General features: G+C 55.3%; 16 protein-coding genes. 5 read left to right on the top strand and 11 right to left on the bottom strand.

The features are described from left to right. Window positions 1–3: 3 nt before the first annotated feature. From ACRRUX_RS08330 to ACRRUX_RS08350, 5 genes are all read left to right on the top strand, one after another. Window positions 4–2,553: a DMSO/selenate family reductase complex A subunit gene (locus ACRRUX_RS08330; protein ID WP_432529396.1), complete on the top strand. Its 2,550-nt coding sequence runs from the start codon at window positions 4–6 to the stop codon at window positions 2,551–2,553. A 15-nt stretch (window positions 2,554–2,568) separates the two neighbouring features. Further along, window positions 2,569–3,234, top strand: coding sequence for a DMSO/selenate family reductase complex B subunit (locus tag ACRRUX_RS08335; RefSeq protein WP_432529104.1), 666 nt, complete (start codon window positions 2,569–2,571; stop codon window positions 3,232–3,234). Window positions 3,235–3,284: 50 nt separating this feature from the next. Continuing rightward, on the top strand, window positions 3,285–3,923 hold the full coding sequence (locus ACRRUX_RS08340) for a TorD/DmsD family molecular chaperone (protein ID WP_432529106.1): 639 nt from the start codon (window positions 3,285–3,287) through the stop codon (window positions 3,921–3,923). Window positions 3,924–4,100: 177 nt separating this feature from the next. Continuing rightward, window positions 4,101–4,895 (top strand): Crp/Fnr family transcriptional regulator, encoded by a 795-nt coding sequence (locus ACRRUX_RS08345; RefSeq protein ID WP_432529108.1) that lies wholly within the window; start codon window positions 4,101–4,103, stop codon window positions 4,893–4,895. Window positions 4,896–5,259: 364 nt separating this feature from the next. Then, window positions 5,260–7,284: an EAL domain-containing protein gene (locus tag ACRRUX_RS08350; protein ID WP_432529110.1), complete on the top strand. Its 2,025-nt coding sequence runs from the start codon at window positions 5,260–5,262 to the stop codon at window positions 7,282–7,284. A 64-nt stretch (window positions 7,285–7,348) separates the two neighbouring features. On the opposite strand, the gene panP is transcribed toward ACRRUX_RS08350, so the two are convergent. The 11 genes from panP to ACRRUX_RS08405 form a co-directional block, all read right to left on the bottom strand. After that, entirely contained in the window at window positions 7,349–9,010 is a 1,662-nt protein-coding gene (gene panP, locus ACRRUX_RS08355; protein WP_432529112.1) for a pyridoxal-dependent aspartate 1-decarboxylase PanP, read from the bottom strand. A 145-nt stretch (window positions 9,011–9,155) separates the two neighbouring features. Then, a complete protein-coding gene (locus ACRRUX_RS08360) occupies window positions 9,156–10,301 on the bottom strand; it encodes a glycerate kinase (protein ID WP_432529114.1) in 1,146 nt (381 codons plus the stop codon). 50 nt (window positions 10,302–10,351) lie between these two features. Next, on the bottom strand, window positions 10,352–11,710 hold the full coding sequence (locus ACRRUX_RS08365; protein ID WP_432529116.1) for a GntP family permease: 1,359 nt from the start codon (window positions 11,708–11,710) through the stop codon (window positions 10,352–10,354). Between the two features lie 207 nt (window positions 11,711–11,917). After that, window positions 11,918–13,054, bottom strand: coding sequence for a sugar diacid recognition domain-containing protein (locus ACRRUX_RS08370; RefSeq protein ID WP_432529118.1), 1,137 nt, complete (start codon window positions 13,052–13,054; stop codon window positions 11,918–11,920). A 1-nt stretch (window position 13,055) separates the two neighbouring features. Then, window positions 13,056–13,676, bottom strand: a complete 621-nt coding sequence (locus ACRRUX_RS08375) for a uracil-DNA glycosylase family protein (RefSeq protein WP_432529120.1) — start codon at window positions 13,674–13,676, stop codon at window positions 13,056–13,058. A gap of 9 nt (window positions 13,677–13,685) precedes the next feature. Beyond that, a complete protein-coding gene (locus ACRRUX_RS08380; RefSeq protein ID WP_432529122.1) occupies window positions 13,686–14,273 on the bottom strand; it encodes a hypothetical protein in 588 nt (195 codons plus the stop codon). A 173-nt stretch (window positions 14,274–14,446) separates the two neighbouring features. Next, complete coding sequence (locus ACRRUX_RS08385) at window positions 14,447–15,139, bottom strand: hypothetical protein (RefSeq protein WP_432529124.1); 693 nt, start codon at window positions 15,137–15,139, stop codon at window positions 14,447–14,449. A 168-nt stretch (window positions 15,140–15,307) separates the two neighbouring features. Continuing rightward, entirely contained in the window at window positions 15,308–17,641 is a 2,334-nt protein-coding gene (locus ACRRUX_RS08390; RefSeq protein ID WP_432529126.1) for a M4 family metallopeptidase, read from the bottom strand. A gap of 424 nt (window positions 17,642–18,065) precedes the next feature. Beyond that, the gene (locus ACRRUX_RS08395) at window positions 18,066–20,174 is read right to left on the bottom strand and encodes an MtrB/PioB family decaheme-associated outer membrane protein (protein ID WP_432529128.1); all 2,109 of its coding nucleotides are present in this window, start codon (window positions 20,172–20,174) and stop codon (window positions 18,066–18,068) included. Between the two features lie 13 nt (window positions 20,175–20,187). Further along, on the bottom strand, window positions 20,188–21,165 hold the full coding sequence (locus ACRRUX_RS08400; protein WP_432529130.1) for a DmsE family decaheme c-type cytochrome: 978 nt from the start codon (window positions 21,163–21,165) through the stop codon (window positions 20,188–20,190). Between the two features lie 66 nt (window positions 21,166–21,231). Further along, the gene (locus tag ACRRUX_RS08405) at window positions 21,232–23,220 is read right to left on the bottom strand and encodes an OmcA/MtrC family decaheme c-type cytochrome (RefSeq protein WP_432529132.1); all 1,989 of its coding nucleotides are present in this window, start codon (window positions 23,218–23,220) and stop codon (window positions 21,232–21,234) included. Between the last annotated feature and the right edge of the window lie 45 nt (window positions 23,221–23,265).

Consider the following 23,265-nt stretch of genomic DNA (forward strand, 5'->3'; position numbering starts at 1 on the left):
AAGATGGAACGCAGAAATTTCTTGAAAATGAGCGCCGCACTGGGCGCGGCTGCCACCGTATCCGGCTGTAACTCCAGCTCGAAGGATGCCAACGTGGTGCCGCCACAGCCTCCTGTCAGCGAAGAGCAACTGAACTGGTCAGCCTGTCTGGTGAACTGTGGCTCCAACTGTCCGGTGAAGGTATACAGCCGAGATGGTGTGATCACCCGTATCGAGTCAGATCATGAAACCACTGATGAGTATGGTGTGAATCATCAAATCCGCTGTTGTCCCCGTGGCCGCTCGCTGCGTCAGCGCACCTATGCCACCGACAGACTGCGTCAGCCAATGAAGCGGGTTGGCGCGCGTGGTGAGGGCAAGTTTGTACCTGTCAGCTGGGATGAAGCCTACGCTGCAATCGGCAGCAAACTGCAGCAGATCGCCCAGGATCAATCCAAGGGCCCTGAGTCCATTTACATGCATTACGGTACCGGTGCCTATTATGGATTTGCCGCCAACACCAACACCTGGGGACGCCTGCTGAACATCAATGGCGGCTTCCTCAATCACCACTGGGATTACTCCTGGGCCGGTGCTTATGCGGCTTGTATTGCCACTTATGGCGATCAGTGGGACAGCATTGCCGGCACCACACTGGATCAAATTGCCAAGTCGGATCTGTTCGTTGGTTTTGGTTTTAACCCCAATGAAATCCGTATGAGTGGCAGTGGTGAAGGCTATGACTTCATCAAGGCGCTGGAATCCAACACCCGCAACATCAAGGTCTGGATGGTTGAGCCCCGCTATACAGACTCCATGCGTGGCAATGAAGATCACTGGCTGCCTGTGCGTCCGGGAACCGATGCCGCGCTGGTGGAAGCCATCATCCATGAAATGATCCGCTCCGGTTATGTCACCGCCAAAGTGCAGGGATTCCTGGATAAATACGTGGTGGGTTTTGACAAGGCATCACTGGTTAATGCCAAAGCGGCGGTCGCATTGAATGCCGATCCATTTATCGCATCCCACGCTGAATTCATTGACCCTGATGAGAACTACCACGATTACATCATGGGTGTGGGCAAGTTTGCCCAGCAAGGCCCAAGAGATATGACCTGGGCTGCAGGTGTGTGCGGTATCCCTGAACTGAAAATCAAGGCACTGGCCGATGACATCATGAATGCCAGCGCGCCTTATATCAGTGCCGGCGCCGGTATTAGCCGTCATGCCAATGGCGATCAGGCCACCCGTGCGGTTTACACTCTTGCCATTATGACCGGCAAATTGGGTCTGGAAGGGGTTAACAATGGTGCCATGCCTGCCAGTTACAGTTTCGCCGTAGCCGGTATGCCAACCGGCAGCAACCCGGTTGATGTGACCATTCCGGTATTTACCTGGTCCGAGGCGATTGTCCGCGGCCAGGAATTTACCGGCGTGCGTGATGGTGTGCGTCTGGCCGGCAGCTCCAATGAGCTGGTAGATCACAACCAAACCCGTTTGAAGTCCAATATCAAGGCCATCATCAACTGTGCCGGGAATGCGCTGGTCAATCAGCATTCAGACAGCAATGGCACCGCTGAAATTCTGCGGGATGAGAGCCTGTGTGAGCTGATTGTGGTCTGTGATTGCTGGATGACCCCATCCGCCATGTTTGCCGACTACCTGCTGCCGGACAGCACCTGGCTGGAATCCAATGATTTTGCCAATGACAGCTACGCGTCCGGACAGATGGCTTACGCCACCTTTATGAGCAGTGCGCTCAAGCCTTTGGGTGAGTCCCGGTCCATGTACGACATCTGTACCGGTATTGCCAAAGCGATGGGCAAAGAACAGCAATACACAGAGGGCAAGACCTCCCAGCAATGGTGCGAAGAGCTGTATCAGCAGACCAAAGCCATGCACCCGGATATCGAATGGCCTGCCAGCTATGCCGAAGCGCAGCAGACCGGGGTGTTCCGCAAATATATGCCAGCCTCCAGCGTGGCACTGAAGTCGTACATTGATGATCCAGTAGCCAATCCAAGACCAACGGTATCGGGCAAAATCGAGCTGTATTCGCTGTCGCTGGCACGCAAGGCCGCGACCTGGACACTGCGCGAAGGCGATGAAATCACCGCGCTGCCCAAGTACACAGTGACCTGGGATGGTTATCAGGATCAGCAGGCCATCGACAAGGGCTACGATTTGCAGCTGTGCGGTTTCCACACCAAGGGCCGGACTCACTCCAGCTATCACAACGTGCCCTGGCTGCGTGAAGCGGTGGAAGATGCGGTATGGATGAACCCGGCAGATGCGGCCCAGCGCAACATTGCCGATGGTGATCTGGTACTGGTTTACAACGACCGCGGCACCATTGAGATGCCGGTCAGAGTCACGCCACGGGTGGTGCCCGGGGTATGTGCCATGGGGCAGGGTGCCTGGTACAAGCCGGACCCAAGCGGCAACAAAGGGCCATCCGGCCATACGGTGGATTTGGGGGGCTGTATCAACACCCTGACCAAGTATCACCCATCACCAGTGACCAAGGGCAACCCACAACACACCAACCGTGTAGCGGTCGTCAAAAAAGGATAATCGGGGATCGAAACCATGACACAACAAACTCAATACGGATTCTATTTTGACAGCAGCAAGTGTACTGGCTGCAAGACCTGCCACGTTGCCTGTAAAGACCGGCTGGTGGGCCTTATCCGCGCTGCTGACAATGTGCAGCAGGCCGGTGTGGCGGCGTTGCCCGGCGTGGTCTGGCGTCGGGTGTATGAATATGGCGGTGGTATCTGGCAGCAAAACAGTGATGGCAGTTACGAGCAGGATGTATTTGCCCACTATGCGTCCATCGGCTGCAATCACTGCTCTGAGCCAGTGTGTGTAAAAGCCTGTCCGACCGGTGCTATGCACAAGCGTCGTGACAACGGTCTGGTGCTGGTGGAAGAGTCGCTGTGCATTGGCTGTCAGTCCTGCTCGCGGGCCTGCCCTTACGATGCGCCGCAGCTGGATCCTCAGCGCAAGATCATGACCAAGTGCGATGGCTGTCAGGACCGACTGCAACAGGGCAAAAAGCCAGTGTGCGTGGACGCCTGTCCGCTGCGGGCACTGGATTTCGATACCATGGAAAAGCTGCAAGCCAAATATGGTGATGGCGACGGTCACTTCGCACCTCTGCCTTCTCCCTCGATCACAACGCCCAACCTGATCGTCAAGGCGCCGCGCAATGCCAGAGGCAGTGGCCGTATCCTCAATATCAGAGAAGTGTAATCCCTGCAGGAGAGTCGCCTTCGGGCACTCTCCTTTTTTCGTGAAAGAGTATGAATACAGATATCGACACTATTCGCAGCCTGCAGGGGATAGCCAATGTACTGCAAGCCCAGCTGCTGGAGCTGCCTTGCGCAGCACTGCTGGATCAATTCAAAACCGCTGATCTGGCTGCGCACTGGCCACGCCTGACTGATTCTGCTGCTGAGACTAAAGGGATTGAGCTGCTGGCAGATTTTCTGGCGAACTGGCAAGGCGGAGAGTCGCAACTGATTGAGGTGCAACTGGATTATGGTCGACTGTTCAATGGTCCGGGAACGCCGCTTGCTGCGCCATGGGGCTCGGTCTACCTGTCGCCGCTGGGGCTGCTGAATGATGCGTCCACCCTGACACTGATGAACTTCTATCAGGCCCATGATATTCGGGTCGATTTCAACCGTAATGAGCCGCCGGATCATCTCGGTCTGTTGCTGGCAGTTGAGGGCTTTTTGCTCGGCCGCATGCTGGACGATGACACTGGCTATGCGGCCAGTGTACTCACAGAGTTGCATCATACTCATGTTAAGCCCTGGGCCGGGCGTTGTCTGGCATTGGCCGGGGAACATGCCCAAACCGGGCTGTACGCCGGGATGGTGATGCTGGCAGAAGTTTATTTTCACGCACTGGAGCAACTGCTCGATAAGCGCACCTGAGTTGCGCGCCAATCCGGCGTCGGGTGATGAGCTGATAGTCATTCTCCCGACACCTGAACTCTATGTGTTGAATCACACTAATCCGTTATTGCAGCCCGGTTTTGGAGAGGGGGGACACATTTGGGCCGGGGCGCAAATGTTAGAATGCAGACAGGCGGAAATCATCAGGTATTATCCATGTTAAGTGCAATTTCTCTGGGCATTGAAGAAAAAAAGAAATCGACCTTGTTCTTTCCAGGTGATGTGAATGACAGGGTAACGGATTTCTTTTATGCCAACGGTCGTGAGTTGCAGCTGAAAAAAGGAGAGCAGCTGAATAAGAATCTGTTGCTGAATAATTTTGTCTACCTGGAAAGTGGACTGATTTTTTATTCCAAAAGAACCAATGACTTTACCCGTCCTAAATTTCTTAATGTGATATTTCCCGGGCGTTTGACCGATTATCATTTATTGCTGGATGATGGCTGTACCTGCTGCAAAAGCATTATGGCCGCAAGAGACAGCAAGGTTATCACCATAGATAAACAACTCATCAAAAAATTAGTGACCGAAGACACTGATTTATTTATGCAATTTATGTACGACGCGGCGTATTACACAGAGCGGCAAACCGGTCTGGCGATTTTCCTGCTGACATCATCACCTGAAGATAAATTGATCAAATTTCTGTTTGATATTCTGGTGGTGCTGAATGTGCCATTTAACAGTCGCTGGTTAACCATAGATTTGAAGCTGACCCGGGATGAAATTGCCGATATTCTGCATATCAGTACCATTAAACTGGATCTGATGCTGGGACATTTCAGAAAGCAGGATTTGCTCACCCGGGTAGACAATAAACTCTGTATTAACATAGATATATTCCTTGAACTGTCGCCCTGTCCGCTGGGCCGGGAAGATGCCCGAGGCTGTCAGTCCAACAACATGCAGAAATTCAAACCCAGAAATATGATCGATATGAATTGCCGTTAGCCCCAAGACTGCGGGCTGCAGCGATATTTCGTCCGTTCAGTTTCAACTCAGTTGCGGTCTGGCACCGATTTAGTCCCGGTTTAGCCTGTCTGTGTCCGACTTGTCTGTTGAGTTGCTAAAAAGTCTGATGTTGACCAATTTGCCTGAAATTAAGCCTGTTAGCTGATATTGAGACAGTCGCCTGAAAGCAATACGACAATGACGGGATGACACAGTATTGAGGTCGAATATTCAACAGGGTGACGGATATTTATCCGAACATCAGCTGGCTTATATTAATTCCGGATTAACTGGAAGTTAGTGGCATTTTTTGGCGGTCATTCCGCTGTATAATGCATATTTTTCTGACTGCTGACAGTTTTTTATGCATGCATATCTGCGTCTAAGCAGCAGCAATTTCTTTCTCGCCGCGAGGGAGTCATTTGTTGCGCTGTTGCCATTTATTTTGATCAGCTCCAGTGTGTCACTGGTGCAGATATTGCTGGTTGCAGTTTACCCGTCACTGATCGGCAGTCAGGTAGTCGGTGTGCTGGAAAGTTTTTCGCTGACGCTCAGTTATGCCTTTCCCATGGTCATGATGGTGTCGCTGTCGGTGCATTTTGCCAAGTATCTGCGATTGTCCGTGCTGGGGGTGATGACTTTATCCCTGCTGGTGCTGCTGGCGGTGCATGTACATGTTCAACCGGGTAATCCTTTTATGGATTATGCCTATCAAATCTCCAATGATCCCAGGGTGTTTATCCTGCCAGTGGTGGCGGCTTATGTATTGAAAGGGCTTTCCGTGAGGGGCCCGCTTAACGTTGGCCGCAAGCACGGGCTGAACTCCTATCTCGCGTTGCACCTGAATCTGGTGTTGCCCATTGTGATCGGTTTTCTGGTGCTGCTTGGTGTATTTCTGTTGATTGAACAGCTGTTTGCGCTGATCGAATGGCATCTGAACAACACTATGAAGGAGCTTGGTCCCAAATCACTGTTGCTTGGGCTCAACGGGCTGCGGCTGGTATTCTGGTCGCTGGGGATCCACGGCGACAGTGCCTATATGCTGTTTCCTTCGCTGGTGCAGAACATGCAGCCGGTAGCGGAGGGGATCCATGTGCGCAATTTCATAGATCTGTTCGCCAGCATGGGTGGCAGCGGCGCCAGCCTTTCTCTGCTGCTGGCGATTTTCTGGCAGGGGCGGGGACATGCCAGACGGGTCGCCAAAATTGCGCTGCCGTTTTCTCTGTTCAATCTCAATGAGCCGCTCATCTATGGTTTGCCGGTGGCATTTAATCCCAGACTGATGCTGCCATTCGTGCTGGTACCCTGCATCAATATTCTGCTGACTTATCAGGCGCTGGACTGGGGCTGGCTGAGTTTCAATGGTCAGGCGTTTCCCTGGATAACCCCGCCGCTGCTCAATGCCTGGATAGCCAGCCACAGTGTGACAGTGGTGCTGTTCCAACTGATGCTGATCATTCTGGGGGTATTTGTCTATCTGCCCTTTGTCCGGGCTTCGGTGTGGGAGATCTCTGTGGGCGAAGAGCAGGATGGTCAGGGCAGGAAGCTGCAGATAGAGGAAGATATCGGAACCCAGGCCGAGGCGAACTATTTTCAGGAACAATCCACGCGGCTGGTTGATCACAAGCAGGTATACCGGGTGATCGACAGGGTGCTGTCCGGTGAACTGCTGATGTATTTTCAACCCAAGCTGGCAATGGCGTCGGGTCAGGTGGTGGGATTTGAAGCGCTGCTCAGGCTGCAGGAGCCGGATGGCCGTATTTCTCCGCCTTTCTTTATCGATACCCTGCAGCGGGCCGGTTACGCGCTGACACTCGACAGGTTTGTGATTTCCGCCGTGGCTGACACTCTGGAGCAATGGGCCAGAGAGGGATTCACTCCCAGGGTGGCGATAAACCTGTCGCCGGACAGCCTCACCAACAAAGAGCTGATGGCGCTGCTGAGACGAAAACTCGGCCCCCGGGCTGCGCAGGTCGAAATTGAGATTTTAGAGAGCGCACTCATTGAGGATGTCGGACAGGTGAATCAGTGTCTTAAGTCCCTGCAGGAGAAAGGGTTCAGCTTTATGCTGGATGACTTTGGTACCGGCTACTCCAGTCTGGGCCTGCTGACTCAGCTGCACATCAACGGCGTTAAGCTTGATAGAAGCATGTTGACCAAGGCCTGTGATGGCCGCGGCGAGTTGCTGTACCGGCAGATTTGCAGTCTGTGTCTCAGTCAGGGGTTGCAACTGGTGGCTGAAGGGGTGGAAACCCCCGAGGAGGAGCAGTTTGTGCGTCAGGCCGGGGTGCACTATGTGCAGGGCTGGCGTTACGGCAAGGCCATGCCGGCAGATGAAGCCCGACAATTTGCACTGCTGCCGGGCGGTTATGAGCGCTTTTTCAGTTAAACAAATGGCCCGCTGAGCGCCGTGAGCCTCAGCGGGCATGATGGGTTAGCTGGATTGTCAGGATTCAGCTTTTCAGGTTGATGTTAGCAAGCGTCAGCAGCGCTGGCAGAAACTGAGTTTCTGCGGCGGCAATCTGAACCTGCTCAGCCAGTACTTCCTCAAGAATCGACTCTGTGGTCAGGGGGTTGGCCAGTACCACCCGAAAGACGGTGCTTTTACGATGGCTGTAACCTCTGGCGGGGATGCGGGTGCGGGAGACGAAGGATTTTCCCTGCTCGCGCTGGGTTTTCTGAATGAACTGGGTGAGGCTGTCCAGCAGGCTGTTGAATTGCTCAAGCAACTGAGTGTCGCCCCGGGTTTTGGCGCTCGCCATGGCTGCCTGAACTTGAGCTGGCACATAGCGGTAGGTCAGCAGGCACAGCTCAGGTTGGCTTGTCAGTTCGAAATCAGGATGCGCTTCAATCAAACCGGCGAAGTGCCTGGCTTTTTCCAAACTGTTATTGATCAGAATTTCATAGCCCTGCTGGCCGATAATCTGCAAACAGGCGTGCACCAGCATGGCCATGCCGGGGCGCGAGCCTTCCAGCGTCTGGCTGCCCAGATCTTTCGAGCCTTTACGCAGAATGTATTCGGCGTGGTGCACTATGCTGCGGGTCGAGGTCGGGTCTTTAAACAGCACCATACCTGCGCCCATGGGCACATACATCTGCTTGTGGGCATCGATGGTGATGGAATCAGCCAGCTCTGCGCCCGCCAGCAGGTGACGGTATTTGCTCGACAGCAGCGTCGCGCCGCCCCAGGCGGCATCGACATGGAAGTGACACTCAAGCTCAGCCGCCAAAGCGGCAAGCTCTGGCAGGGGGTCGATATTGCCTGTCTCTGTGGTACCGGCCACGCCGACGATGGCCATTACCCGGATATTGCGCCGCGCCAGTTCCTGCGCTTTGGCACGCATGGCGGCCATATCCACCCGGTTGTGCTCATCGGTGGGGATGCTGATGATATTGTCCCTGCCAATGCCCAGCAGATCGGCGGCCTTGCCCAGTGAGTAATGACCACGCTGGGACACCAGAATCGCCAAATCCTCCCAGCCATAAAATTTGAGTGCGCGGTGCAATCCTTCACGGCTGATGCCTTTGAAACTGCCTTTGGGAGCGAGCAGCTTATTGCGGGCGATCCACAGCGCCGTGATATTGGCCACTGTGCCGCCGGAGCAGAAGGCGCCCAGCGCGTGGTCACTGGAGTGCAGCCAGTTTTGATAAAAAGCGTCGTCAGCGCGGTACACCAGATGGTGCATCATCCCCAGCACCTGGCGCTCCAGCGGCGTAAAGGCTTTGGAGGTTTCTATCTTCACCAGGTTCTGATTCAGCCCCACCATCATCTTGGACAGGGGGAGCACAAAGTAGGGCAGTGCCGAAGTCATATGCCCGATAAAGGTCGGCGCCGCGGTGTGCACTGAATGGGCCACCAGATTGTGCATCATTTCATCGACATAGTCGGAGACGAATCTTGGCTGGCTGGGAATGGTGTGGCACTGAAAGTCTTTTTCCACCTCAGACAGGGGCTTCTCCAGTGCAGCAATGCTCTCGGTAAGAAAACCGGCCAAATCCTGAGACAGCCTGGTTTCGATTTGACCCAGGGTAGATTGTGGTGCTTCGGGTACGGTAAAAATCCGCATCACGGCAGTGTCTGATGCGGTAGCCTGACGGGTAAGTTTTGACGTCATCGATGCTCTTGTTGTGTTTTCAGTCAGCCCGCAAACCAGGCCGGGCCGCTTGTCAAAATGCAGTCACTTTACTGTAAGGGGGTACAGGCGGCAAGTGTCAGGGGGTGAATGTCTGCAGCCCGCCGGAAAAGCGGGCTGCATTGGTTCAGGTTGGCTGAAGTGACAGCAGCGCAGCCACATTGGCGGCGGTGCGCTCCAGATTCGCCGCGCCGGTTGCCAGCGCCTGCTCCAGTGTTACCGAGGCCGGCAAAATAGGGAAAATGGCTTTCATGCCATGGGCTTTGATGGCATCTGCATCCTGTCCCAGACAGCCGGCCAGCGCAATGCAGGGCACCTGCTGACGATTGGCGGCGTTGAGCACCCCCATGGGAGTCTTGCCATAGACAGTCTGGCCATCAATCCGGCCTTCGCCGGTGATCACCAGACTGCCGCCTTTGATAACATTGTCCAGATCCAGTGCGTTGACAACCAGCTCAACCCCGGGGGTGAGCCGGGCACCCAGCAGCGCCACCATGGCATAGCCCATACCGCCTGCGGCACCAGTGCCTGGCAGCAGCGCCATATGGGCCTTGTCAGGACTCTGGCTGGACACCACCTGCGCCAGTTGCCCCAGGGCTTTATCCAGCTGCAGCACCCTCTGTTTATCTGCGCCTTTTTGCGGGCCGAAAATATGGGACGCGCCGCGAATGCCGCACAGCGGATTATCCACATCACAGGCGACCTGGATCTCGCTTTGCGCCAGTGCAGGGTGCAGGCCGTCAAGCTCAATGTGGGCCAGTTGCTGCAATGCAGCGCCGCCAACGGCGAGGCTTTGGTGCTGGTTATCCAGCAGTCTGGCGCCCAGTGCCTGCAGCATACCGGCGCCGCCATCATTGGTGGCGCTGCCACCAAGGCCGAGGATAAACCGCCGGGCCCCCTTGTCCAGCGCGTGCCGGATAAGCTCGCCGGTGCCGAAACTGGTCGTCAGCAGCGGGTTGCGCAAATTCTGCGGTACCAGATGCAGGCCGGAAGCTGAGGCCATTTCAATCACCGCGGTGTTGCTGCCATCCCCCAGCATGCCGTATTGGGCCAGAACCCTGTTGCCCAGAGGCCCCGTGACTTCCAGCTGCATTTTATTGCCGCCGGTGGCATCGACAAGTGCATCCACTGTGCCTTCTCCGCCATCGGCCATGGGGACCAAATGATAGTCCGCCGTGGGAAAGACCTGTTTGAAACCACGTTCGATAGCCCGGGCTACGTCCAGCGCACTGAGGCTTTCCTTGAATGAATCAGGGGCAATGATGATTTTCATGATGATTCCTGAAACGGGGGAATCACTCCCCCGATGAGGTAAAGAGTGGATTACAACAGGATCAATGACAGAATATAAACCATCGCCATTGCGGTGCAGCCCTGAACTGCCGTCGCCATGGTTTGGGCGCGGTAAGCCTGGGAGACGCTCATGCGGCTGAACTGGGTCACTACCCAGAAGAAGCTGTCATTGGCGTGGGACACTGTCATGGCACCGGCACCAATGGCCATAACCGTCAGTACCCGGCCCATATCTGTGCCCAGGCCAATATCACCCAGCATAGGGGCGACCAGCGCCGAGGTGGCCACCAGTGCCACAGTGGATGAACCCTGTGCCGATTTCAGTGCCGCAGCGACAACGAACGGCATAAAGATACCAATCCCCAGCGCTGACAGGCTGGAACCGAGGAAATCCCCAATTGGGGTGGCTTTAATCACGGCGCCAAAGGCACCGCCTGCGCCGGTGATCAGCAGGATAGGTGCAGCGATGGTCAGGCCCTGACTGATGCGTTCGCTGAATTCTTTGAGTTTGTCACTGCTCTTGAGCAGGCTCAATGACAGCAGCAGACCAATCATCAGCGCATTGAGCGGCTGACCGAGGAAGTTCAGTACCTGCCAGATGGCATCTGTGCCAAAGGGCCTGGAGGGAAAGTTGGCGATGGAACCCAGACAGATCAGCAAAATCGGCACCAGAATTGGCGCAAACGCGGGCAGTGGCTTTGGCAGTTCACCATAGCTGGCTTTGAGCTGTTCATAGTGATGGGCCTGCTCGGTCAACTCTTGCGCGCCCTCACCATCAGGCTCGACACCGGCAAAGCGGTTGGCCCACCACAGCCCGGCCAGTGCCGCCACGGCGGCGACAAACAGACCGATGGCAATCACCAGACCCAGCTGGTTTTCCAGCCCCAGATTACCTGCGGCGGCAATCGGGCCTGGCGTTGGCGGCACAAAGGTGTGAGTTGCGTACAAACCGGTGGCCAGCGCTACGCTCATGGCCACGCTGGACACCTGCATGCGGTTGGCCAGTGACTGCTTGAGCGAGTTGAGAATGACAAAGCCTGAATCACAGAACACGGGGATCGAGACGATATAGCCGATGATCGACATGGTCAGGTTGGGGAAACGCTGTCCCAGCAGACGGATCACCACGTCAGCCAGGGTAATGGCGGCGCCGCTTTTTTCCAGAATGGTGCCGATAATGGTGCCCAGCACAATCACCAGACCTATATAGCCGAGGATACCACCGAATCCCGAGGAGATGGTTTTGGCAATGTCGCTGGCCGGCAGACCAAAGGCGAATGCCGCCATAAAGGTGGCCAGCAGCAGAGTCAGAAACGGGTGCAGCTTGAGTTTGGCCGTGGCCAGCACAATAAAGGCCACCACAGCAACGAGGGTTAAGATGAGGGTCATGTCAGTTCTTCCGATGATTTTATTATATTTCCGCGACAACGCAGGGCGTTGGGCGGCAGTGGCTCATTATCGGTAAAACAGCGGGTGATTACTTTGTGGCAAAGCACGAATTTCCGGGAAAATCCACGGCTGATTTTGTGCGTTTGCACAACATATGGGGCAATTGGGGGCGAGGCTGGCGCAAGCCATTGGGCACGGGGGCAGAGGTTATTGCGGCCGGCTTTGGAGCAGCAATTGTGCCAGATTAAGGCGCAGCAGCTGACTCAGATTACCCGGTGTCAGGCCGGTGATGCGGCTGATTTTGTCCAGCCGGTATCTGAGGGTATTGCGGTGGATATACAGGGCCCTGGCGCAGGCACCCGGCTCACCGCCGGCGGCGATAAAGGCATCCAGGGTTTTGCACAGCTGACCGCTTTTGTCGGCCTGCATCAGCGCCAGATAGGGGCGGCTGAGTTCTTCCCCACGCCAGCTGCCGGCCAGTTCACAAAGCAGTACCTGACTTTCAAATTCCTGATACAGATACTTGGTTTGCCCGGGGCGCAGGCGCTGACCTATGGCCAGGGTCTCGCGGGCACTCTGATAGGAGCGGGCGATGCCGCCATCACCGGGAAAGAAATGCCCCAGGGCGATATTGAGTTTACGCCGTGACGGGGTGGGCAGGCGTTCAAGCAGACGGTCAATCCGTTCGCTTTCGGCGTCACTGCTCCAGTTTTTGCCATCAAGAAATGCCGGTTTGAGGATCACCAGTTGCGACAATGACGTCATGGCCACCAGATTGTCCCGCTGCGGATACTGCAGTAATTGAATAAGCTGTTTCAGCTCATCATCCTGCGCCGAACTGACTTCGATGATGGCCGCGACTCTGGGTTTGTGGATATCCAGTTCCAGCTGTCTGGCCCAGTTCACCAGCTGGGGAATATCGCCGGCACTGGCTTTGATGAGTTGCAGAATAAACTCTTCCCGGCGGCGGTTTTTCCACTGTAGCTGATCCATCAGATTGGCCTGCTCGACAATCATCTCGGCGGTCATTTTCAGCAGCTCGCCGTAGTGGCTGAGTTTGTCAGGCTCTCCGGTAATACCGATGACGCCGATGATCTGTCCCTGAAAGGTCAGTGGCAGATTGATACCGGGTTTTACGCCATCGAGCGCCGTGTGACTGGCAATGGTAACGACTTTGCCTTTGGCTATCACTTCGCAGGCGCCCTGATGCTGCTGTCCCAGACGACTGCGGTCCCCCGAGCCCAGAATGATGCCTTCGCCGTTCATCACATTGATGTTGTGACCGATAATTTTCATGGTGCGGCGAACAATCTCACCGGCGATTTTGGCATCGAGTTGATACATATCAGGTGTTCAGCAGGTGTTGGACTCTGGTTTGCAGTCGCGGCAGCAGAGTCTGTTCAAATTCCGGGTGACGTTTCAGCCACAGATTGTTGCGCGGGCTGGGATGGGGCAGCACCATCTTCTGTGGCCAGAAGGTTTGCCAGTCGGCGACGGCCCGGGTGACTGTCAACCTGCTGCCGGCCTGGCGGATAAAGGTTGCCAGGTGATAATCGATGGCGTACTGGCCGAGGATCAGGGTCAGCTCTATGTTGGTCAGCAGCGGCAGCAATTGTGGATGCCAGGTGGCGCTGCATTCCGGTCTTGGCGGTTTGTCACCCTGTTTTTTGCCGCCTTTCTCAACCGTGCCCGGATAGCAAAAGCCCATGGGAATGATGGCAAAGCAATCCGGGTTGTAGAAGGTCTGTTGGTCAACACCCAGCCAGCTGCGCAGGCGCTCGCCGCTGGCATCATCGAAAGGGCGTCCTTTATCGTGGGTTTTGCTGCCGGGAGCCTGTCCGGCGATCAGAATGCGGGCACCGCTGCCGGCCTGCAAAATGGGACGTGGCGGCAGGGGCAGATCATGCTGGCACAGACTGCATGCGCGAATGTCTGCCAGCATTGAGGTGAGTTGATCCCCTGCCATGACGGGCAGTTAACCTGCGGTCATCATCAAACCGGTTTTCTGCACGGCCCAGTAAAGGAACATGCTGAGCGCCGGGATCAGTGCCAGAATGGCCAGCAGCCGGGCTTTCAACTCCCTGGCATAACGCAGTGCAACGGCAGCAGCCAGGCACGTCATAATGCCAATGGGCGGGATAATCATGGCTGGCAGCATCAGCACCAATGCCCCCAGAGCCAGCCACAAACCGCTGTTGGCCGTGGGTTGGCGGGCAGATGAACGCAGGAGCAGCGGCAGCAGGGCGAAACCGGCTGCAATCAGGATACCACCAAGTTTAAGGGTTAAATCAGCCATACCGGCGTTGTCTTTCAGCGCCAGTACCAGCGCTGCCAGTGGCATCAGAATGCTGATCCCGGCATGGATGCGGGCAAAGTCTGAGCGGGCGTAAGGGCCGGTAAAATAAAACAGCATCTGCAATACCAGGTTCAGCAGGGTAAAGCTGCCCAATCCCAGAATAATAAAGATGGAAGCCATGGTCCCGGACGGGTCAAAGGCCAGGGCCGGAGAACTGGGAAGCATGAACGCCGCGATGGCGGCCAGAGAAAACAAGGGTATGCGCATTGACTCAATCGATTTAACTTGGGTCTGCTTAAGATGTTGGAAACCATGATTTGAATCAAGTATCAGATTTCTCTTTTTCAGGGAGTTTGAATTTGGTCACACGCCATATGCCCTGCTGCAAGGGCTGGCCGGGTGGTGGACACCTGAACATCAGGATTCAGATGTCCGTTCAATCACATCGGCTTTTGGGCATCGATACCGCTCGTTTGGGAAGGCTCGGTTGCCTGCGCTGACGCAGCCATCTGATCCGGCGCTGCTGTCTCGGGGGGCCTTGTCGCCTGAGTTGGCTCTGGTGATGACGCGCGCGGCGACGCCGGTCGGCTGAGCCACAGTCTGACCGCAAGGCCGCCAAACATCAGCAGAAAAAATACCAGATTGGATTCCAGTTTTTGCATCAGCGTTCTGGGCTGATAAGTGGCATCCAGATAGAGATATTGCTGCCCGGGCAGGTCGGCCTGATAGGCGGAGATAATCTTGTCCGGCAGGCTGTCGGCGGTCTGCAGCAGTCCGGTGAAATCCGCATCTTTCATCATCTCGGTGATTTCCGGCGCATTATTGGTCTGCAGTATATACACCACAGTGTCTTCCCGCGGGTTGACCACAGGCGTATAGAAATCGCTCGACAGCTGAATTTTGCCCTTTTTGGTGGTGCGGGTGAGTTCATAGGTGTGACTGATATCCAGCATGCCACCTTTTATACTGGCGAATACCATTTCATCCTGAGGCAATTGCACCGCCTCAAGCTGAATGTCGACAGGAGTGCTGTCCAGATTGCGCTGCTGGTAAATTTGCCACAGACCGATAAGTGACATCAGCAGGCCAACAATAAAGGCATAGTTGGCCAGTTTGAGAATAAAGTTTTTCATTAACGTTCCAGTCATCAGGGTGTTGACCCCGGAGATTAAAAATGGGGCCACAGGGCCCCATCAGTCAGGGTAGAGATATTTGCCCTCAGTCCATCTCAGTCAGGGCAGGTCGGGGGGCATCGCTCCGCCGACAAGCCCTGACGCTGACCATTGGGCTGGTTGCAGGCCTTAGTCAATGGTCACATTGATGATGTTGGAGCAGGCACCATCCTGCTCACACACCATGTAAGTGACATCCACTGAGTCATTGCTGCCGACACGGAATCTGTCGGTGAAGCGGCTTTGGCTGGTGGTGCCAACCAAGGCTTCATCGCGGTAGATTTCGAAGCTGCCAGCCTGGCTGCCACTCCATTCCAAACCAACCCGGACGCTGCCGCGACGGGATTTCAGTGCACTGTTTGCCTGCAGTACGATGTCGCTTTCAGGCACTGTGACATCAAAGTTCTGGGTGACCGAGCTTTGCACGCCATCATCGTCGGTGACTGTCAGGGTGACTGCATAGTTGCCTGATACTGTGTATCTGTGACTGACGCTGGCACCGGTCGCGGTGTCGCCGTCACCGAAATCCCAGCTCCAGGACACCACTGTACCATCACTGTCAGTGCTGGTGCTGGTGAAGCTGCCCACTGCGCCATCCCAGGTCACATCAAACGAGGCAACAGGTGGCTCATTGGGAACCTCGCCGCCATTGTAGCTGCCAGTCAGGCTCAGACCTGTGTAGCTGCTGTAGGCATTAACCATCACCCAGTAAGTGCCTTCCTGAGAGGGGGTGATGGCACAGCTTTCGTTACTGCTGCTGCTCCAGGAGCGGCAATCGAAATCACTGGTGGATGGTGCCTGGCCAAATTTCACGTACAGATCGGCATCGCCGTTGCTGCCGGCGGTGACAAAGGTCAGGTCGGTAGCGCCTGCAGGTACATCCAAAGTGAAGTATTGCTTATTGCCTGTGGTACCAGACAGGCCGGTAACTGGCACTCCATTACTCAGTGGGTCGGATTCTGGTGGCGGTGGTGGTGGTGGTGCCTCACAGGGTGTCAGGCCCACGGTGGCGAATGCCGCATCGACATCGGCAGTGTTGTAGCCTTTATCGGTGGCTGCGGATTTGACACCACAGGCACCCTCATACATCAGGCTGTTGGGCTGCCAGTAAAGCTGGTTGGCAATCACAAACACTTCGAAGGCTTTACGGGTATCCCAGCCGTCAGTGTTGGCCAGGTTGTAGAAGGCCTTATTGAAGATCCCCGAGCTGAAGTGCACATCGATGCCGTCATAGTAGTCATCAATGTGGCCGATGGAGCGGCCATCCCGGGTTGGGTCGTCGAAGTAACGCAGAGCGCCGTCACCTTTGAAAATGGAGCCACCAACCAGCCAGTCGTTGCTGTTCAGCATATAGAATTCGGCCGCTTCACCGGCCATATCTGAGAAGGCTTCGTTCATCCCACCTGACTGGTTGGCGTAAACCAGCCCTGAGTTCTGCTCAGTAAAGCCGTGGCTGACTTCGTGGGCTGAAACGTCCAGTGACACCAGTGGATAGAAGGTGGTTGCACCGTCACCGAAGGTCATGGCGCTGCCATCCCAGAAGGCATTTTCATAGTTGTTGCTGTAGTGCACGCGCATGGTCAGCTGGAATGTCAGCGGCGCGGTGTTGTACCAGTCGCTGTACATGTCATACACCACACCACCGAAGTAGTGGGCGTCATTCAGCGGCGAGAAGGCACCGTTGATCTGCTTGACGGTATTGCGCGGACACTCGTAGCTGAAGGCAGTGCTGCCAGAGGTGCCGTGATTGAGGTTAACGGTTTTGACGTTGGCATTGTTCATGGTACAGGTGGTGCCGCTTTGCTCCACATCGTTGTAACCAAAGTCGGTGCCGTATTCATATTGACCGGTTTTTTCGTTGCCGCCGGGACCTGTGCCGATATCCGCGTGGTTGATACCATCCCAGCTCTGCAGCACTTTTCCTGAATGGGCATCAATAATGCTCATCGGGCGGCTGACTTCACCGTCTGTATCCACCACAAATGAGGTCATGTACACCAAATAGGTTTCACCATTGGCTGCCGGATACAGCCACAGCTCAGCCTTGTCATCACGGGAACCCCTGAGCGCTTTACCCTGTTTGAAGGATTTGGCGATGGTCAGTGCCTTTGCGGAACTGATGGTAGGCTTCACAAACTGCTCGGCATTGTCAATGCCCGTCAATACCTGTCCGGACATGTCTGAGTACAGACCAGCATCGGATTTGGCGGCGGCGACAGACATGCCATAAACAGGAACGCCTGCAACATATTGTTGCAGGCGCTCTTTGACTTTACCTTTGCCCAGCGACACGGAGCGAACAGCCTTGAGGTCATGGCCTTTGGCCAACCCCAGCATGGCCGCCGGATTTTGGCTGCTGCGCAACATGTGAAGTTGCTTGACGTCCACCACATCGGCGGCCTGGGCAAACGAAATGCCGCAGCCAACGGCCAATGCCAGAACGGTTAATCTGGTTTTTATCATGTTGAATTGCCTTCTGCTCAAGAATGAATACCGGCATTGAAGGTGCTCTCAGAGAAATCTGGGGGCGGGTTCAAAATCCATTCTGAAAATTGATCCATGGAGTCATGACGGCCCTGTTGGCCTGCCTTTGTCTCCTGGCTCAGGGTTGCCCCAGAGCCACCCATGCATCGCCACTGGACGGGATGCGGTGTTTCTATGCTAGTGCCGCTTTCGGAGCGAGAACAACTGCACGAAAGCCTTATATTGATAAGCGTAACTGATTGAATTTCAGCGAGTAGCTATTTCCGGTTAGTAGATTGGTGTTAGGTGGGATGGGGAAATATCGCACTTCAATGCTGTTATTGTCATGTGGTAATGATGCGTCATTACGGCACTTGTCGGGTATAAAAAAAGGCCCCGAAGGGCCTTCAATGAACACGTCAGATCAGAGTTTGTATTGCAGGCTGATCATCACCAGATGGGCATCATAGTCATGATTCAGATTGCCAAAGCTCAGGACATTCCAGATAGCATCCGGAGCCAGACTGGTCGCCGGGTCATTATCCTCATACTTTTCAAAGCGATAATCCAGCCGCAGCATGGCTTTTTCACTGACCAGATACTCTCCGTACAGGTTGACACTGTGGGACTTGGCAAAATAGTCACCATAGTTGCCGGTAATGCCGGAAGTGACCTGAGTATTGCTCTTGGAATCGCCATAGTTGTAGTCCAGCCCCAGCGCCATTTTTTCGCCCATCAGCTTATCCCAGCGGGCACCGGCACCTATGTAACTGAACTCATCCTTGATGTCGCTTGACCAGGTGGGCGCGCCAAAGTTGCTGGAGCCATTTTGCTTGGACTCAATGGTCTGGGCGCCGTAGAAGGCGCTCAGCAGCAGATCTTCGGCCGCTTGCCAGCTCAGGCTCAGGTCATAACTGTAATCCGTGGATTCAGTCAGACCAATCTGAGTCTCATCATAGTCATCCAACGCGTAACGACCGGTTAAATCCAGCGTCAGGCTGTCGATGGGGGTATGGGTGATACTCAGTTCCACTGCAGTACGCTGACGGTCAGCCAGATTGTAGCGACGCAGCAACTCATTGTTTTCAGTGGAGGTCAGCTCAGAGGCCTGGAAGCGCGAGCCGTCACGCAGACCGTAATCGGCTTTCAGACGGAAGTCCCAGTTTTCCAGACTGGTGTAGTTCAGACGGGCCCACAGGTTGTTCTCGTCAGTGACTTCACGGTCCTGATAGTCGCGGTCATCGCGGCGATACTCATAGCCACCGTCCAGCTTGATGCCGGAGGTGATACGGTAATCCGCCTGCAACTTGGCGCGGTGACGACTGTGATCATAGGGCACGTTATAGGCGACGGTACCGTTGACATTGTTGATGCTGATCTGGCTCCAGGCATCAACCTGAGTCTGGTTGTCTCTGTCGTAGTAGTCGTAGCTGCCCTGCAGACGCAGATCCCGGGTCAGTTTGTAGGTGATGCGGGTATCTACGCCGGTCAGATCCACCTTGGCATCCACCGCGTCAGTGGGCAGTGCGAAGTGGTAGCCAGAGGTGACCAGTGGTTCATCCTGGGTCATCTGGCCCAGATAAGCCCGGCCTTGCAGCGACAGGGTGCCATCGTTGTAGACACCTGACAGTGACACTGTGTGTGCCTGATTGTCCGGATCCATGGCCATGTAGCCGCGGGTCTGGGCTCCGAAGGTGGGATTAAAGGCATTGTCGAATGCCAGCTCACTGTATTCGTTCTTGAACACTGAGCCTGAGTAGGCCAGGGCGGTGAACCAGTAATCGCCCCGCAGCTTGATACCGGCTTCCAGAATATCTGTGGTGTAATCCACCGGCTCTGCGAGCATCATTGACTGATTGAAGAAGCTGCCGGAGGCGGTTTTCAGGCCGGTTTTGTTTTCCCGCTGATACTCCACATAGGTGCTCCACAGTGAGTCACCTTCCAGATTGGCACCTATGCCATAACGCTCGCGCTTGAGTGACAGTTCGACCGGATGCAGGCTGGTGGCCAGCATGGTCATGCCATCAGTGGTCCCGGCCGTCACCCAGTTGGCGGGCAGAGTCAGATCGTTGCCTCCGACACCCTGATAGGGGGTCATGGCATCGTCGGTGCTGTAGGTCTTGATGGTGCGGTAGTTGAGGTTGATGTCATACACACCGGCTTTACCCACAGCCAGTTCGGCGCGGCTGGAGTCCATGCCCAGATTCAGGGCGGTAAACTCGGCCTGATAACCGGACTCGGCCTTGTGCGCCAGGTCTGCATTGACGGCATAGGCAAATTCATTGTCTGTGCCCAGCGCGTTGGCGGCGTGCACATCATCGGCATCGGCATAACCCATACCTACCGAAATGGTGCCGGATGCGCCGATATCCGCTTCACAGCGTTCGCACTTCCAAGCGTCAAATTTAACTTTGGCGGTGTTGGCATTGGCGAGGTTGTAACCGACAACCTGTTTGCTTTCTACATCCGCGGCCATCGCACCGCTGCTGGCGGCCAGCAGGGCGAGGGTGATCAGATTAAGATTGGTTTTCATTCTGCTCTCTCCCTTAGCGCTGCAGCAATTTGCCGGATGGATGGTTGGAACCGTGGATCTGGCTGTGGCAGTTCAGACAGCTGCGACCGCCGGTAAAGGCGTTGTCACCGACCTGACCACCAAACAGGGTATTGCCCAGATAGGCGTTGGAGGCGTGACCATCGGCTGCGTGGCACTGCTGACACAGCTGCGGCGCACGGGTTTTGAGCATGCCATCGTTAACACTGCCGTGAGGGTTATGACAGCTGACGCAGTTTTCGGTCACCGGGGCATGTTCCCACAGCTTTGGGCCGCGCTTCTCGGCGTGGCACTCATAGCATGATTCGTTGATGGAAGGCTTGTTCAGATCCGCCTGAGTCAGGGTACCGTGCGGGTTGTGACAGTCAGAGCAGGTCATTTCCGCCCACTTCATGGGATGTGCAGAGCGCTTGTGCAGATCGGCTTTCTGACGGGTGTGACAGCTGGTACAGACTTCCACTTCAGTCTGCTTTTTCATCACAGGATCGTTGGCAGCGTGAATATTGTGGCAGTCGGCGCAGGCCACATCGGCGTTGTCGTGGTGACCGCCGTTCCAGTTGATGCGCTGATCATCCTGGTGACAGGACATACAGACACTGTTCTGCTTTTCAACAGACAGGCTGGAGTCTTTACCAAAGGTGATCATCGGCTCTTTGCCGCCGCGGTTGTGGGTACCCATGGGGCCGTGGCAGGCCTCACACTGCAGCCCGGCCATCGGGCCTTTGCTGGAGGTCATGTCGCCGTGAGGACCTTTGAAGATGTCCATCACCTCTTCGCCTTTGCGGTGACACATCAGACAGGAGTCGGCGCCTTTGGGTGAGTACTGACCTTCAAGGAACTTCTTGTCCAGTACCTGCTCCACTTCCGCCGGGGACATGGTTTCATCCCATTTGGCAGCCTGTGCAGGCAGGGTGCTGGCCACAGCCATCAGCCCAATTGCCAGCAAGCCTTTAAGTTTATCGTTGATTTTCATAATGATTCCCTGCGTATCTTGGGTGGCAGATGGGGGCGGCAAGCCGCCCCGAAAGGTCCGGGGACCTTACATCTGCACCGCTCCATGGTTGGCAACGGTAGGCTTGTGACACAGCAGACAGGTTTCGGTTTGCGCTGCCTGGGTGGCTTCGACGTAGTCGCCATTGTAGATACCACCGAAGTCAGTGATGTGCTGCTCAGTCAGGCTGACATAAGGCGAACCAATTTCATGACAGGAAGTACAGGTCGCAGCGATAGGGGAACTGTACAGACCTGCAGCCGTGGCCAGAGCGCCTTTCACCTTGAAGGAATCCAGGTTGAAGTCGTTGTGGCACTGGGCACAATCACCGCCAATCAGATCATGGAAGGCTTTGTGGGTCTTGTGCAGTTTCATCTCCAGCGCACCACGGTTTTTACCTGAGGCGTAGGTTCCGTGTGGGGTATGGCAGGATACGCAGCCATCAACGCCGACCACTTCTTTACCGTCAACGATGCGCGCCAGTTGGTCGCTCATGACGAAGCCAGCATGGTAACCCTTGTGAATGTCGAAGCTGTCGCCGTGACACTCCATACAGGTGGCGTAATCCACTGAATCAGTGTGACGCATGGAAGGCGCCGCATCGGTAGCAGTGGCAAATACCAGATCGGCCTTCATACCGGTAAAGTCAATGCCCGCTCCACAATCCACGGCGGTCTTGCCATCGTTGCACAGACCCAGACCAATGAAGCTGAAGGCGGTATCTGTGTAGCTGCCATTGGTGGTAACTGGCAGGGCGGTCGTGGTCCATACAAACTTGTTGTCGGCAATGGCGACGCCTTCACCCAGCACGCCACCCTTGACCAGATCCTTGGATACTTTCTTGTAATCGGTAACCGGTGCAGGGTTGTATCCCATGATAGGGAAGTTGGGGCCGACGTTGGTGATGGTTTCCAATTGCTGGATTTGGCTCAGCATCTGCTGTGCATCCAGCGCCTTGCCTGTGGCATCGACGATACCTACGCTGATGGTTCCCAGCTTGGTCTGAGGATCGATGCTCAGGCTGGACTCCAGGCCATAGCTGTTGATCAGGTTGCGCTTGTCGGTGGACTTGCTCAGGTGGATCTCTTCAGTCCAGCTGGCATTGTGACAGGCGATACAGTTGGAGTTATCGCTTTGCGCAGGGTGACCGTTACCGGCTTTGAAATCGATGTCGGTGTGACAGCTGGAGCAGGTTTCCATGGTAGGAATGCGGGTCCAGTTTTCCCAATCCGCCAGTTCATGGTTATCGTCAGCGGGCTGGATATGACAGGTCTGACAGTTGTCTTTGACTATGGCATGAGCTACTTCGGCAGTGTTGGGATCCCGGCCCCAGGCCTTGTTGCTGTTGTGAACGTTGTGCACCAGATGGCTGAAGGCCACATGTGCCTTGCCTCTGTCTGCCGCCCATTCATCGTTGTGACAGGTGATACAGGTATCCAGCTTGGTATAGCTGTGATAGATGGCCTTGTCGTCGCTGTGACAGGTATTACAGGTCTCTTCGGACACCAGGTTACGGGTCATTCTGGCATCGCTGCCGTCGCTGGCCATATCTTCGGTGTATTCAGTGCGTGGTACCGGGGTGACGCCATCCTGCAATGTGGATGCGGCGGCGATGATGTTGTAACGCTGGGTCAGCTGTGGATCAAAACCTTCGGTAGTCACCGCAAAGGTGTAGCTGCCATCTTTGTTATCGGTAAAGGTCTTTTGTGCGCCGATCACCTGCCAGGAGGATGGATTGCCGGCACCGGTGGCTCCCTGAGGGATCAACTGCGCGACTTTTTTGATTTCCAGGCTCTTGAGGCCAACGACCGGCAGGTCGTCTTCGTTGGTAGCAAATACGGTAATGGTAGATGTGCCCGCATCGTGGCTGACGTTGGTGACATCCAGATTCAGTGCGGCGACCGAATCTGCAGCCGGACCACCAGGCTTACCTGGGTTACCGGGATTGCCATCGTCACCACCACAACCGGACAAGGCAACAGACAGGGCGCCGGAGGCGACCAGGAGTGCCAGTTTTGAGTATTTTGTGTTCATCATATGTTTCCCTGCATATAGTGATGCTGCTGCCAGCCGACGGTTGCA

This window comes from Shewanella sp. GXUN23E (assembly GCF_050865035.1).
Taxonomy (GTDB): domain Bacteria; phylum Pseudomonadota; class Gammaproteobacteria; order Enterobacterales; family Shewanellaceae; genus Shewanella.

Coding starts and splice junctions, on each gene's coding strand:
- ACRRUX_RS08405 (WP_432529132.1), bottom strand. CDS start 23,220: ATGATGAACACAAAATACTCAAAACTGGCACTCCTGGTCGCCTCCGGC.
- ACRRUX_RS08350 (WP_432529110.1), top strand. CDS start 5,260: ATGCATGCATATCTGCGTCTAAGCAGCAGCAATTTCTTTCTCGCCGCG.
- ACRRUX_RS08370 (WP_432529118.1), bottom strand. CDS start 13,054: ATGTATCAACTCGATGCCAAAATCGCCGGTGAGATTGTTCGCCGCACC.
- ACRRUX_RS08365 (WP_432529116.1), bottom strand. CDS start 11,710: ATGACCCTCATCTTAACCCTCGTTGCTGTGGTGGCCTTTATTGTGCTG.
- ACRRUX_RS08360 (WP_432529114.1), bottom strand. CDS start 10,301: ATGAAAATCATCATTGCCCCTGATTCATTCAAGGAAAGCCTCAGTGCG.
- ACRRUX_RS08335 (WP_432529104.1), top strand. CDS start 2,569: ATGACACAACAAACTCAATACGGATTCTATTTTGACAGCAGCAAGTGT.
- ACRRUX_RS08330 (WP_432529396.1), top strand. CDS start 4: ATGGAACGCAGAAATTTCTTGAAAATGAGCGCCGCACTGGGCGCGGCT.
- ACRRUX_RS08380 (WP_432529122.1), bottom strand. CDS start 14,273: ATGCGCATACCCTTGTTTTCTCTGGCCGCCATCGCGGCGTTCATGCTT.
- ACRRUX_RS08385 (WP_432529124.1), bottom strand. CDS start 15,139: ATGAAAAACTTTATTCTCAAACTGGCCAACTATGCCTTTATTGTTGGC.
- ACRRUX_RS08395 (WP_432529128.1), bottom strand. CDS start 20,174: ATGAAAACCAATCTTAATCTGATCACCCTCGCCCTGCTGGCCGCCAGC.
- panP (WP_432529112.1), bottom strand. CDS start 9,010: ATGACGTCAAAACTTACCCGTCAGGCTACCGCATCAGACACTGCCGTG.
- ACRRUX_RS08400 (WP_432529130.1), bottom strand. CDS start 21,165: ATGAAAATCAACGATAAACTTAAAGGCTTGCTGGCAATTGGGCTGATG.
- ACRRUX_RS08340 (WP_432529106.1), top strand. CDS start 3,285: ATGAATACAGATATCGACACTATTCGCAGCCTGCAGGGGATAGCCAAT.
- ACRRUX_RS08345 (WP_432529108.1), top strand. CDS start 4,101: ATGTTAAGTGCAATTTCTCTGGGCATTGAAGAAAAAAAGAAATCGACC.
- ACRRUX_RS08390 (WP_432529126.1), bottom strand. CDS start 17,641: ATGATAAAAACCAGATTAACCGTTCTGGCATTGGCCGTTGGCTGCGGC.
- ACRRUX_RS08375 (WP_432529120.1), bottom strand. CDS start 13,676: ATGGCAGGGGATCAACTCACCTCAATGCTGGCAGACATTCGCGCATGC.